The organism is Streptococcus sp. A34, from assembly GCF_043674115.1.
Lineage (GTDB): Bacteria > Bacillota > Bacilli > Lactobacillales > Streptococcaceae > Streptococcus > Streptococcus suis_V.
Genome location: NZ_JBIMJM010000008.1, coordinates 1 through 12,375 on the forward strand (window position 1 = coordinate 1; position 12,375 = coordinate 12,375).

General features: G+C 44.6%; 14 protein-coding genes. 12 read left to right on the top strand and 2 right to left on the bottom strand.

Annotated elements, in window-relative coordinates; translation table 11 throughout:
- The first annotated feature begins 184 nt into the window (after positions 1-184).
- The gene (locus ACHBGV_RS03700) at positions 185-901 is read left to right on the top strand and encodes a YebC/PmpR family DNA-binding transcriptional regulator (protein WP_004195244.1); all 717 of its coding nucleotides are present in this window, start codon (positions 185-187) and stop codon (positions 899-901) included.
- A gap of 358 nt (positions 902-1,259) precedes the next feature.
- On the opposite strand, the gene ACHBGV_RS03705 is transcribed toward ACHBGV_RS03700, so the two are convergent.
- Positions 1,260-1,799, bottom strand: a complete 540-nt coding sequence (locus ACHBGV_RS03705) for a Gx transporter family protein (protein ID WP_105160080.1) — start codon at positions 1,797-1,799, stop codon at positions 1,260-1,262.
- 190 nt (positions 1,800-1,989) lie between these two features.
- On the opposite strand from ACHBGV_RS03705, the gene ACHBGV_RS03710 reads away from it, so the two are divergent.
- The 11 genes from ACHBGV_RS03710 (at position 1,990) to ACHBGV_RS03760 (ending at position 11,449) form a co-directional block, all read left to right on the top strand.
- Positions 1,990-3,873 (top strand): NAD(P)/FAD-dependent oxidoreductase, encoded by a 1,884-nt coding sequence (locus ACHBGV_RS03710; RefSeq protein ID WP_394735660.1) that lies wholly within the window; start codon positions 1,990-1,992, stop codon positions 3,871-3,873.
- A 17-nt stretch (positions 3,874-3,890) separates the two neighbouring features.
- The gene (locus ACHBGV_RS03715) at positions 3,891-4,880 is read left to right on the top strand and encodes a polyprenyl synthetase family protein (protein ID WP_172067989.1); all 990 of its coding nucleotides are present in this window, start codon (positions 3,891-3,893) and stop codon (positions 4,878-4,880) included.
- 73 nt (positions 4,881-4,953) lie between these two features.
- Positions 4,954-5,454 carry an FMN-binding protein gene (locus ACHBGV_RS03720; RefSeq protein WP_394735661.1) on the top strand — a complete coding sequence of 167 codons (501 nt, stop codon included), beginning with the start codon at positions 4,954-4,956 and terminating at the stop codon, positions 5,452-5,454.
- 73 nt (positions 5,455-5,527) lie between these two features.
- Positions 5,528-6,574, top strand: coding sequence for an FAD:protein FMN transferase (locus ACHBGV_RS03725; protein ID WP_394735662.1), 1,047 nt, complete (start codon positions 5,528-5,530; stop codon positions 6,572-6,574).
- The gene (gene menA, locus ACHBGV_RS03730) at positions 6,564-7,535 is read left to right on the top strand and encodes a 1,4-dihydroxy-2-naphthoate polyprenyltransferase (protein WP_394735663.1); all 972 of its coding nucleotides are present in this window, start codon (positions 6,564-6,566) and stop codon (positions 7,533-7,535) included. The genes ACHBGV_RS03725 and menA overlap by 11 nt, the downstream gene beginning before the upstream one ends.
- Positions 7,536-7,613: 78 nt before the next feature.
- Positions 7,614-8,375, top strand: a complete 762-nt coding sequence (locus ACHBGV_RS03735; RefSeq protein ID WP_105160107.1) for a hypothetical protein — start codon at positions 7,614-7,616, stop codon at positions 8,373-8,375.
- Positions 8,365-8,634, top strand: a complete 270-nt coding sequence (locus ACHBGV_RS03740; protein WP_105111189.1) for a PspC domain-containing protein — start codon at positions 8,365-8,367, stop codon at positions 8,632-8,634. The genes ACHBGV_RS03735 and ACHBGV_RS03740 overlap by 11 nt, the downstream gene beginning before the upstream one ends.
- A 233-nt stretch (positions 8,635-8,867) precedes the next feature.
- Complete coding sequence (hprK, locus tag ACHBGV_RS03745) at positions 8,868-9,800, top strand: HPr(Ser) kinase/phosphatase (RefSeq protein ID WP_105111190.1); 933 nt, start codon at positions 8,868-8,870, stop codon at positions 9,798-9,800.
- A gap of 1 nt (position 9,801) precedes the next feature.
- Entirely contained in the window at positions 9,802-10,578 is a 777-nt protein-coding gene (gene lgt, locus ACHBGV_RS03750) for a prolipoprotein diacylglyceryl transferase (protein ID WP_105123424.1), read from the top strand.
- Between the two features lie 12 nt (positions 10,579-10,590).
- Complete coding sequence (locus ACHBGV_RS03755; RefSeq protein WP_105111192.1) at positions 10,591-11,004, top strand: DUF948 domain-containing protein; 414 nt, start codon at positions 10,591-10,593, stop codon at positions 11,002-11,004.
- Entirely contained in the window at positions 10,988-11,449 is a 462-nt protein-coding gene (locus ACHBGV_RS03760) for a YtxH domain-containing protein (RefSeq protein ID WP_105123425.1), read from the top strand. The genes ACHBGV_RS03755 and ACHBGV_RS03760 overlap by 17 nt, the downstream gene beginning before the upstream one ends.
- Before the next feature lie 106 nt (positions 11,450-11,555).
- On the opposite strand, the gene ACHBGV_RS03765 is transcribed toward ACHBGV_RS03760, so the two are convergent.
- The gene (locus tag ACHBGV_RS03765; protein WP_105111194.1) at positions 11,556-12,266 is read right to left on the bottom strand and encodes a GntR family transcriptional regulator; all 711 of its coding nucleotides are present in this window, start codon (positions 12,264-12,266) and stop codon (positions 11,556-11,558) included.
- Positions 12,267-12,375 lie beyond the last annotated feature (109 nt).

Consider the following 12,375-nt stretch of genomic DNA (forward strand, 5'->3'; position numbering starts at 1 on the left):
TATCCCAAAAAATGTTTGGGCTACAAGTCACCGAGAGAATTTCTTATAGGTGGCTAACTCGGAATTGAAATTTGCCGATAAAAAGACAAGTTCATGCGAGCTTGTCTTTTGCTTTTAAAAATCTTCTCAATCCTTGCCATTTATGGTATAATAAAGCGATTTTATAAAATGTAGGAGGTTCCCCATGGGACGTAAATGGGCCAATATTGTAGCCAAGAAAACCGCAAAAGACGGTGCTAACTCAAAAGTTTACGCCAAATTTGGTGTTGAAATCTATGTAGCAGCGAAAAAGGGTGACCCAGATCCAGAAACAAACTCAGCGCTAAAATTCGTTATCGACCGTGCTAAGCAGGCACAGGTGCCAAAACACATCATTGATAAGGCCATTGACAAGGCAAAAGGAAACACAGACGAAACTTTCGTAGAAGGTCGTTACGAAGGCTTTGGACCAAATGGTTCTATGATTATTGTTGATACTTTGACATCAAACGTAAACCGTACGGCAGCTAACGTCCGCTCTGCTTTTGGAAAAAACGGCGGTAACATGGGTGCATCTGGTTCCGTATCATTTATGTTTGATAAAAAAGGTGTGGTTGTCTTTGCTGGTGATGATGCAGATGCCATCTTCGAATTGCTCCTTGAAGCAGATGTCGAAGTGGATGACGTAGAAGCAGAAGACGGCACAATCACTGTCTATACAGCCCCAACTGATCTGCACAAGGCAATCGTGGCACTTAAAGAATCAGGAATCCAAGAGTTCAACGTCACTGAACTTGAAATGATCCCACAATCAGAAGTGTCACTTGACGGCGATGACCTCGCAACATTTGAAAAACTCTACGACGCCCTCGAAGACGACGAAGACGTACAGAAAATTTACACGAATGTAGATGGCTTTTAATAAAAATGACTGTCCGGGGGACAGTCATTTTTATTAAAAGGTTGGAGATTGGAACTGCCGGCAGGCAGTTTTCTTTACACTCAAATGTCCGGGGGACATATAAAATGACTAGAAAGTTGGAGATGAGAACCGCTGGTAGGCGGTTTTCTTTGTAGCTATTAGAATGTCCAGGGGAAGTTATTTTTATTAGAAGGTTGGAGATGCGAACCGCTGACAAGCGGTTTTCTTTGTCACTTCATAGTCCGGGGACAGTCATTTTTTGTTAAAAGGTTAGAAATTGAAATTGTCTAGAGGCAGTTCTTTTTCTGCCCTTGTTTTTTCAAAAAGAAAATCCCACCTTCTTAGAAATAAGGCATGCCTATTTCCATTGGGCCAGGATTTGTTTGTGGTAATGGTGGAGCGGTCCGACCTTTTCTAGTAGGTAGGTCGCAGCAAGGCCGACCAGTAGACCAGACAGGATGCCGGTAATTGATAAAATCGGCAGGTAGTTTAAAACGTAGAAGGAACGAGCGATGCTGGCAAAGACAAGCAGTTGTCCCAGATTGTGGAGCATACCCCCCAGTATGGAGATGCCGATAGGGCTGACCCGTTTAGGTCCCAGTTGCTTTGAGGCGAGCATACCAAGATAGCTTAGGGTGACTCCAGCAAAACTGTAGAGAAAGGTAGAAAAAGTGCCGCCTAGAAAGGTAGCAATCAGCAGGCGAAGGCCCACAACCTTTAAGCTGTCTTTGGTAGGAAGGGTGAAAATGGCAATCAGGCTAATGAGATTTCCCAGCCCTAGCTTGGCACCCGGCGCAAAGGCAAAAGGAGGTGTGATCAAGCGCTCAATGAGCGAAATGACCACAGCCTGAGCTGCCAGCATGGTGATAAAATTTAAGGTTTGTTGTTTCCGGTTCACCAGTTCTCGCCTCCTTTCAACCGATTGACTCGTGTCTATTCTTATCATTCTATCTTACTTTTTTTTTCTCAATCTGGCAAGCTTCCTCATAGATATTACTAGTTATTGAAATAGGGGCTTGAATTTTCTTCTATAAAAATATATAATAATCTCATGTAAATCGTTTCTATTTTCACAAGGAGGACACACTGTGACGAAAAATATTGTGATTGTTGGTGCTGGTTATGCAGGGATTGCAGCAGCACGTTTGCTCGGAAAGACATTTAAAAAGGACTCGGATGTAACCGTTACCCTGATTGATAAGAATTCCTTCCATACCTATATGACAGAGCTCCATGAGGTGGCTGCTGGTCGTGTAGAACCTAATGCGATTAAGTATGATTTACAACGCATTTTTGCCAAGTATCCTAAGGTTGACTTGGTAACTGATAAGGTTTTGGAAATCGACTATGATAAGAAACAGGTCATTGCTGAGCACCAGACCTTGGACTTTGACTATCTCTTGCTGGCTATGGGGGGCGAGGCCAATGACTTCGGTGTTAAAGGTGTTAAAGAGCATGGATTCACCCTCTGGTCAATTGAAGCGGCAGAGTGCTTGCACGATCACATGGTGGATGCCTGCTACCGTGCCATGCGTGAGCATGATGAGGCAAAACGTCGCGCCCTCTTGACCTTCACTGTTATCGGTGCAGGTTTCACTGGTATTGAAATGATTGGTGAGCTTATTGACTGGGTACCAATCCTGGCCCGTGAGTTCAAGCTTGATCCAAAAGAATTCTCGCTCAAGGTTGTTGAGGCAATGCCAAATATCTTGGCCATGGTGACTGAGAAAGAACAAGTTAAGGCTAAGAAATACCTTGAGAAAAAAGGTGTTGAATTGGTTCTCGGTGACGGTGTTGCTAGCGTACAAGAAGACAGCCTGACCCTGTCATCAGGTCGCCAAATTCCGACCTACACCTCTATCTGGACAGCCGGTGTTCAAGCCAACACAGACGCTGCAGAGTTCGGAATTGAACGTGCGCGTGCAGGACGTCTGGTTGCCAACGAGTACATGGAAGCAAAAGGCCGTGAGAACGTCTATGTTGCCGGTGACTTGGTTTACTTTGAAGAAAGCGAAGGCAAGCCAACACCGCAAATCGTACAGGCTGCTGAGCAGACAGGTCACACAGCTGCAAGCAATATCGTTGCAGCCATTAAGGGTGGCGAAAAACATGCCTACAAAGGCAAATACGACGGCTTCATGGTATCTATCGGTGCTCGTTATGGCGTAGCCTTCTTGATGGACAAGTACCACATGTCAGGTTTCCTGGCTATGGCTGTCAAACACATGGTCAACTTGCTCTACTTCTTTACCATCCGTAGCTTCTTCTACATGGGTGCCTATGTTCGCCATGAATTCTTTGATATTCAGAACAAGCGTAATATCTTCGGTGGCCATACTTCTGGTAAGGGCAATCTCCTTTGGTCTCTACCAATGCGCCTGCTCTACGGTTCAGTTTGGCTTTATGAGGGTGTGAAAAAGGCCTTTGGTCTTTTCGGTACGACTTCATGGTTCGGTGACCAAGTTGTCTTCCCATTCCCATGGTTGGCAGATCCTGTTTCTGGAGCATCGGCTGCAGAAGCTGTATCTGGAGCATCTGAGGCAGTAGCAGAAATGGCAGATCCAATCTTTGGTCTCAGCTATGCTTATGGTGAAACGCCGATGACGGTCTTGGAATCAATGCCAGATTGGTTTGCGTCAATTATGGAATTTATGATGCCTAACCAAGAAGTTGCTCTCTTCATGCAGAAATTCATGACCATCACCGAAATCGGTATCGGTTTGGCTTTGATTGGTGGTGCCTTTGTATGGTTGGTATCTGCCATCACAGTTATGTTCGTTATCATGTTTAGCTTGTCTGGTATGTTCTACTGGGTTAACATCTGGTTCATCCCGGCGGCAATCTCGCTCATGAATGGTGCCGGTCGTGCCTTTGGTTTGGACTACTGGATTATGCCATGGTTGGGTCGCTTCCTTGATAAGCTCGTCTATGGTAGACCCAAGCATATTTATCGTAAGAATGACAAAAAATAAAGGACAAATAAGAACTAGTGGTACATGAAATTTGGAAGGCCTATCCTGAGGTTGAAGCTGGATTAGAGCAGGTCAAGGCTATCATCAAATCTGAGATGGTAGTCTTGCACCCTGATGTAAAAGAGAAAATTGATCAGTACATCGATGCTCCTGGTAAATACCTCAGGGCAGGTCTTTGCCTTTTTTTAGCCAGGGAGACAGAAGGCCAGATAGTTCCTGCCAAGCTCTATTTTGCTGCTCATCTGGAGGTTCTGCATTTGGCGACCCTCATTCATGATGATGTGATTGACCAGGCTGACTACCGTAGAGGTATCCAGGCTGCCCACATTCAATTTTCCAATCGTATTGCTATTTATGCAGGAGATTATCTCTTGGCCTATGCCGGTCGTCTCTTGGCCCAGGGGCTCCGGCAATTGGACCTTGAAGAAAAAGACGTTCACCTGGCTCACCATAAAATCGTCGAATGGATTTTGAGGGGGGAGCTGGAGCAACTCCTGAATGCCTATAATGTGAACATGACGCCAAGGGCTTATTTAAAGCAAATTCAAGGGAAAACGGCTAGTTTATTTGGCTATGCCTATCAATTGGGCCTCTTCTATCCTGGACAGTCCTTGCGTCATGCGCGCCAGGCCTATCGAGCAGGCCGTGATTTGGGAATGGCCTTTCAAATTCGTGATGATTTGATAGACTACAAACTAGATTTGTCAGAGTCTGGCAAGCCAGGCTTGCAGGATGTCCAAAATGGTATTTATACCCTTCCCCTGTTGCTAGCTTTACAAGACAATGAAGACCTGTCTGCTGATTTCGAGGAGTTGGTCAATGAATCTAGTCCTGAAAAGTTGACAGACTTACACCAAAAAATTCTAGCTACGTCTGCTCTTGAGCGGACGGAGATAATCCTAAACCAGTATCTGGACAGGTCCTCTAGGCATTTGAGAAAGCTTTCCCCACAGGCTGCAGACTCGGTAAACGCTTTTTTGGGTGATTTCTTTCACAAATATTTCTAAAAACACTAGACATTTTTGAAAAAAAGTTATATCATAATATAAGAAAAACAAATAATTCCAAAGGAGTATTTATATGAAATCAACAAAATGGATGTTGAAAAGTGTCTTGGTTCTTGGTGCAGCTCTTACTTTGGTAGCATGTGGTGCTAAAGAAGAAGCAGCAACAACAGCTTCTTCTGCTGAAACTGCAGCTTCTGAAGCAACTGCAACAGCAACTTGGAAAGATGGTACTTACAAAGCTGAGTCAGGCAAAGACGATTACGGCTACAAAATCGTTCACACTTTGACAGTTAAAGATGGCAAAATTACAGAGTCTAAATTTGATTACGAAGCAGAAGATGGTAGCTTGAAGTCTACGAACGAAGAATACAACAAAAACATGAAGGACAAAGCAGGAGTTTCTGCTGGTGAAGCAATTGAACAATTGAATGCTGCTTTGGTTGATACGCAAGATATCTCAGCTGTTGAAGTTGTTTCAGGTGCGACTAATACTTCAGAAGACTTCAAGAAGTCTACAGAGGCTCTTCTTGCTGTAGCTGCCGAAGGAAATACAGAAACTGTAACTCTTGACTAATTTAGTCAATACCGATAAGACACAGGAGCATCAAGTCGCAACTGTGTCTTCTTGTTTATATGAGGGAAAACTATTGAAAAAATTGATTCGACTACTTGGGCTGGTACTGGTCACAGTATGGTTGGTAGCTTGTGGACAATCAAAATCAGCAAGTTTACCAGTTGTGAAGACGCCCTTGACACGTAGTGAAAGTCTGCTCCACACCGTGGTCCAGCTCAGTATCTACCATGAAGGTCAGGAAGAGGTCATGGATCGGGCTGTTGCCTATATCAAGGAAATGGAAGGTCTACTATCGACCAACCTTGAGGGATCAGATGTCTACCGTATCAATCAAGCGGCTGGGAAAGAGCCGGTTGTCGTTGATGAGAGGACCTTTGAGGTTCTGGAAACTGCTCTTGAGATGGGCAAGGAAAGCGACGGCCTCTTTGATGTATCTATTGGTGCCGTCAGCAATCTCTGGAAAATCGGAGATCCAGATGCCCGCAAGCCTTCGGACGAGGAAATCAAAGCAGCTCTGCCATTTATTGACTATAAAAAGATCCAGCTAGACAAGGAGAAAAAGACAGTCTTTATTGAGGAGGGGATGACCCTGGAGCTGGGGGCTATTTCCAAGGGCTATATCGCCGATAAAGTACGGGAACTCTTTGCCAGCAAAGCTATCACGACGGCTATCATCAATCTGGGTGGCAACGTAGTGGTTATGGGGGATTCCCCTTCTAGTCAAGATGGCTGGAATGTCGGCGTGCAAGACCCTGATGAAGTGCGTGGAGCTACCGTGGGCTCTGTCCCTGGCACTCACGATTCTGTCGTGACGTCCGGTATCTATGAGCGCTATGTCGAGGTGGATGGGGTCAAATATCACCATATCCTTGATCCCAAGACCGGTTATCCTGTGGAAAATGATATCTCTGGTGTTACAGTCTTTTCGCAATCGTCTATGCAGGGTGATGCCCTATCGACAACCCTCTTCCTTTTAGGAGTGGAAAAGGGGCTTGATTTTATCAATCAACAGGAAGGTGTCGAGGCTGTTTTCATTGATAAAGACCAGGGAGTTCATGTCAGTGATGGTTTAAAAGATTCATTTGAACTAAGCAACGAGGAGTATCATCTTGTCGACTAATAGTAAAAAAGGGCTAACCTTGCCCGTATTCCTAGAATTTGTAGAGCTCAAAACCAAGGTTGCCAGTGTCTTTCCTATGACCATCGGCATTCTTTGGGCTTTCTACCGCTACCAAACCTTCAATTGGCTCAACACCCTGCTCTTTGTCCTGGCTGTCCTTAGCTTTGACATGTGCACAACTGCTATTAACAACAGCATGGATTTTCACAAGGCCAAGGACGAGGTCTATCGTCAAGAGAGCAATGTTATCGGAAAGTTTGCCCTTGATTTCAAGCAGATGATTGGCATCGTCCTCGGTCTGCTGGTCTTTTCAAGCCTGGTTTCCCTTATCTTAGTTTGGCAGACCAGCTGGTTGCTCTTGCCTATGGGGGCTGTTTGTTTTTTGATTGGGATTTTCTACACCTTCGGTCCCATTCCGCTTTCCCGCATGCCACTGGGCGAGGTGTTTTCTGGAGTGACCATGGGGTTGGGGATTTTCTTCCTAGCTGTCTTTATCCAGGCGCCTGACAGTCTTCTACTTGCTCGTTTGGATGGGCAATGGCTGAGCTTGCAAGTTGATTGGATTAAGGTTTTGGAAATTCTCTTCATGTCCTTGCCCTTGGTGACCTTGATTGCCAATATCATGCTGGCCAATAACACCTGCGACCTGGAAGAGGATATCCGTAACCACCGCTATACCTTGGTCTATTACATCGGAAAGAAACCTGCGCTCCAACTTTATTTTACTCTTGCTAGTCTGCCCTGGTTGCTCTGGTTGATTTATTGCCTGACAGGATTTTTGCCAATCTGGGCCTTGCTCGGTCTACTTGGAATTATTCCTGCCTACAAGAGTTTGAAGAGATTCCTGAAAAAGCAGGTTAAGGGAGAAACCTTTATCGAAGCTGTGAAAAGCTTTGTCCTCTTTGCAGCTATCTATGTCTTGTTTTTAGTAGTAGCCATTATCTTTTGGAGCTGGAAATAGTAAATGATAGAATCAGTCTTCGGGCTGATTCTTTTCTGCTTTTATATGCTATACTAGAAGAGAATTGAGGTGGATGGAATGTCACGAACACAAGAAGAACGCTTGATAGAACTATATGAAAAGGGAGTGCTAACCAAGGCAGAAGCACGGGCTCTGTTTCTGGAATTAGACCAACAGCCGGAATTTCTCTTGGAGGATGAAAAAGCTAAATTGAGCTTTAGTCTGCCCAATCTCAAGGTGTTTTCTTCCAATAAGCGCAAGCAAGAATATAGCTTTGACGGAATCGAATCTCTTTTTCTCAATATCCTAGCAGGGCGTTTGACCGTGACCCAATCCAAGACGGACCAGGTGGGCCTTGAGATTATCTATCAAGAAAATGCACCTGAGGAAAAACTCCCCCAGCTCTATGTGGAGAAAAAGGGTCTCTATTTTTCTAGTAGTCTGCCCTGCAAACTGACTATTAGCTTGCCTCAGCGCTGGATGTCGGTCTTTGACCTGGACCTGGGTCAAGCAGATGCCCGCTTGGATTACCTGCCTTTTGAAGACATCTCCATCCGAAGTTCGAAGGATAAAAAACAACAGGATATCCGTTTGAACACATGTGGTGGTTATGCCCAACATCTCTATGTCCAGCTGGATCAAGCACCCTTGATATTGCAGGCTGGAAAGGGGCAAGGAATTCAAGGAAAAATTGAATCGGAGACTGGACAAATTCGAGTCAATCGCCGGAAAAAAATCAGTCCCTACCGATTTGAGAAATCAGGCGATGATGTGCTCTATATCCGTGCTCAGACTGGTCAAAGTGCCTTTTATGTGAAAGGAATAAAAGATGTCGATTGAATTATATAAATGCAAACAGGGAAAAGTCTTAGCTGGTGTACTGGCTGGCCTAGCCCACAAGCTGGGCTGGGAAGTCTGGCTGGTTCGTGGCTTATTCTTAGCCAGTCTATTGATCGGTAGAGCTTCCTTGCTAACCTTGGTCCTCTATATAGCAGGTGCCTATTTTCTTCCCTACAAGGAAGAGCAGGATGCTGAGCGTTATGGAATGGGCCCACGAAAAATCAAGGATGCTGAAAAAATTCGGAAAAACTGGTTTTAAGAACAGGGTTTGGGAGCTTTCTTCCAAACTTTTTCTTATTTGTTACCAATTAGTGTTGCTTATGGTATAATATACTGAGAACCGTATTCACAGCTCGGTACCTGAGATAAGGATTGTTTTTCTCGAAATACAGTCAGTATTGTAGCAAAAACGGCTTTGATGTGAAAAAACGATTTCTTATTTAAAGGTACCGTACTTGTGGATACAATTTCAGAGCGAAAGAGAGGGATTGCATGACAGTATATGTAAAAGATTTGGTGGATAATCTGCGGATTGAGCCTGCGTATAGTACAGAAGAGTTGTTGCGCAAGGAAATTACAACAGCTGATATTACGCGTCCAGGCTTGGAGATGACGGGCTATTTTGACTATTACGCTCCAGAGCGGATTCAGCTCATGGGGATGAAAGAGTGGTCTTATATGATGGCCATGACAGCCCATAACCGCTATCAGGTCCTATCGCAGATGTTTCAGCCGGAAACGCCGGTGATTATCGTAGCCCGTGATTTGGAAATTCCTGAGGAGATGTACAAGGCGGCCAAGGAAAAGAAAATTGCGATCTGCCGTAGCAAGACAGCGACCAGTCGTTTGTCTGGGGAATTATCTTCTTTCCTAGATAGTCGTTTGGCCCAACGGACCAGTGTTCACGGAGTTCTCATGGATATTTATGGCATGGGTGTTCTCATCCAGGGAGATTCTGGTATCGGTAAGAGTGAAACTGGTTTGGAATTGGTTAAGCGTGGTCATCGCCTGGTAGCGGATGACCGTGTGGATATTTTTGCTAAGGATGATGTGACTCTGTGGGGTGAGCCAGCAGAAATTCTGCGCCACCTATTGGAAATCCGTGGGGTCGGTATCATTGATATCATGAGTCTCTATGGTGCGAGTGCCGTTAAGGATTCATCAGAGGTTCAGTTGGCGGTTTATCTGGAAAATTATGAAACAGGCAAGGTCTTTGACCGTCTGGGCAATTCAGGCGACACCATCGAGATTGCAGGTGTTGAAATTCCGCAAATCCGTATCCCTGTCAAAACTGGTCGAAACATCTCTGTCGTGATTGAAGCAGCTGCTATGAACTACCGTGCCAAGCAGATGGGCTTTGATGCGACCAAGATGTTTGAAGAACGCTTGACCAACTTGATCGAAACAAACAAGGAAGAGGTCTAGTATGGGGCCAATTGCTATTCAATTAGGGCCTCTGGAGATCCGCTGGTATGCAATCTGTATTTTGACAGGCTTGATTCTAGGTGTGTATTTGGCATCGAAAGAGGCACCTAGAAAGAAAATTTCTTCAGATGATATCCTGGATTTTATCCTCTGGGCTTTTCCTATTTCAATCATCGGGGCTCGCATTTACTATGTCGTTTTTTCCTGGGACCAGTATAAGGACAACCTGCTGGATGTCTTTGCCATTTGGAATGGTGGGATTGCTATCTATGGTGGTCTGATAACTGGTGCCTTGGTCCTCTATTTCTTTACCAGATACCGGTTTATCGAGACCCTGGACTTCCTGGATGTGGTAGCACCATCGGTTATGCTGGCACAGGCTATTGGCCGCTGGGGCAATTTCTTTAACCAGGAGGCCTATGGTGCAGAGGTAGCCAACTTGGACTACCTACCAAGCTTTATCCGAGACCAGATGTTTATCGATGGTGCCTATCGCCAGCCGACCTTCCTCTTTGAATCTGTCTGGAATATCCTTGGTTTTGCTCTCATCTGTGTCTTGCGCAGAAGACCGAAATTCCTCAAGCAGGGAGAAATCACCGCCTTTTACCTGATTTGGTATGGCTGCGGTCGTCTCTTGATTGAAGGCATGCGGACAGATAGTCTCATGTTCTTTGGCATTCGAGTGTCCCAATGGCTGTCGGGACTACTTATCCTAGTCGGTATCAGCATGGTCCTGGTGCGGAGAAGAAAATCCACAGTTCCCTATTATCAATCCTAAAAAGGAGAATATATGTTAATCGAAATTTCAGTATTGATCATTGCCTTGTCCATTGCGGCAGTGGCTATCTACCTGGTCCTGCTCCTGCAAAAAGTCGGCAAGGTGACAGATGAGGCCCAGCAAACCATTAAGGTCTTGACCAGTGATGTCAATGTGACCCTCTTTCAGGCCAATGAAATCCTAGCCAAGACCAATGTCCTGGTCGACGATGTCAATGGCAAGGTGTCAACTCTCGACCCGCTCTTTGTGGCAGTGGCAGACTTGTCGACTTCAGTGTCCGACCTCAATGCCTCGGCGCGTGATTTGACAGTCAAGGCCAAGTCAGCGGGCAAATCAACGGCTAAAGCAGGCGGAGCCCTCTCTGCCCTTACAACAGTATCATCTCTCTTAGGAAAGAAAGGAGCAAAAAATGGTAAAAAAATCTAGTATCGTCACAAGCCTCTTGCTGGGTGCAGCAGGTGGAGCGGCAGCAGCAGCTTTTCTGGCCACCAAAACAGGGAAGGCAGTAAAGGATAAGGTGATTTCTTTTGCTAATGACTACAAGGAAAACCATGAAGAAATCAATGCCGACATAGTCTCTAAGGCTCAGGATTTGGGCAAGCAAGCTACGGATAAATTTACAGAGGTCAAGTCTCAACTGGAAACAGGTGAATTGACGGTCGAGGACCTGGTGCAGACAGGCAAAGAGAAGTCTAAGGATTTGTTTGAATCAATCAAGTCTAAGACAGTCCATGCGCCAACAGTTGATGAAGAAGATGTCGAAGATGCAGTGATTGTGTCTGAAGATATTGAAATGGACATTGCGGACGTCGTAATAGAATCAGTTGTCGAAGCAGTTGAAGAAGACCAGACTTCGGAAACAGAACTCTAATCATAACATGAAAAATTGGGTAGAGCAGTCTATCCAATTTTTTTGTATAGGTTGAAGCATCAGAGTAGACAAAAACACCATGGTTTTCCATGGTGTTTGTCGATTTTTAGCGCTTATTGGCAGAAATTTCGATCTTATAGTATTTCCAGTGTTTATAAGTCTCTACATATTCAATTACTTCATTGCTGCCACTCTTATGTGTAGTGCGGATTTGAAGAATGCTTGGTTCTTTTGCCTGAAGCTTCAACTGTTCCTTGACATCCTTAGGTGAAGGGAAAACAATTTCATTGGTTTCCACATAAGGTTCCTCAGACATGTGGATATTGAAGTCTAGCTTAAATCGTTGATAGAGCGATTGGAAATGCGAGAGATCTGCTTGAGGCTGTTGAATATATCGAGCAGGGATGTAAGACTGGTGGTAAATATAAGGTTGACCATCTGTTGTACGCACGCGAGAAATCTTGTAATAGAAGTCATTGCTATCCAATTGAAGCTTTTCAAGAATATGAGCTTCATTTCCTTTTTCACAACCCAGCACTGTGACAGTGTCGTTGCCGATAGGGAAAATCTCGATATCAGAAAACTCAACAAGCTTTCCTTTGCGAGAACGAGAAACGAAGGTTCCTTTACCCTGTTGGCGAACGAGGTAGCCGTCCTTAACCAATTCATTGACTGCACGGATAACAGTGATAGAACTTACGTTAAATAGCTTGGTTAACTCAGCTTCGGTGTAAAACTTATCGCCATTCTCAAATTTTCCTGAAATAATTTGCTGACGAAGATCGTTTTGAACTAATTGATACTTAGGTACTTTCATAGTAGGTTTCCTTTCTTTTTCCTAATACTTCCCTTTAACTTTCATTATACTAAATATCTTTAAAATTGAAAACTGGAAATGCTCAAAATTGCTCAAAAATGCACAAATT

Coding starts and splice junctions, on each gene's coding strand:
- ACHBGV_RS03700 (WP_004195244.1), top strand. CDS start 185: ATGGGACGTAAATGGGCCAATATTGTAGCCAAGAAAACCGCAAAAGAC.
- ACHBGV_RS03720 (WP_394735661.1), top strand. CDS start 4,954: ATGAAATCAACAAAATGGATGTTGAAAAGTGTCTTGGTTCTTGGTGCA.
- ACHBGV_RS03735 (WP_105160107.1), top strand. CDS start 7,614: ATGTCACGAACACAAGAAGAACGCTTGATAGAACTATATGAAAAGGGA.
- ACHBGV_RS03740 (WP_105111189.1), top strand. CDS start 8,365: ATGTCGATTGAATTATATAAATGCAAACAGGGAAAAGTCTTAGCTGGT.
- hprK (WP_105111190.1), top strand. CDS start 8,868: ATGACAGTATATGTAAAAGATTTGGTGGATAATCTGCGGATTGAGCCT.
- lgt (WP_105123424.1), top strand. CDS start 9,802: ATGGGGCCAATTGCTATTCAATTAGGGCCTCTGGAGATCCGCTGGTAT.
- ACHBGV_RS03755 (WP_105111192.1), top strand. CDS start 10,591: ATGTTAATCGAAATTTCAGTATTGATCATTGCCTTGTCCATTGCGGCA.
- ACHBGV_RS03760 (WP_105123425.1), top strand. CDS start 10,988: ATGGTAAAAAAATCTAGTATCGTCACAAGCCTCTTGCTGGGTGCAGCA.
- ACHBGV_RS03765 (WP_105111194.1), bottom strand. CDS start 12,266: ATGAAAGTACCTAAGTATCAATTAGTTCAAAACGATCTTCGTCAGCAA.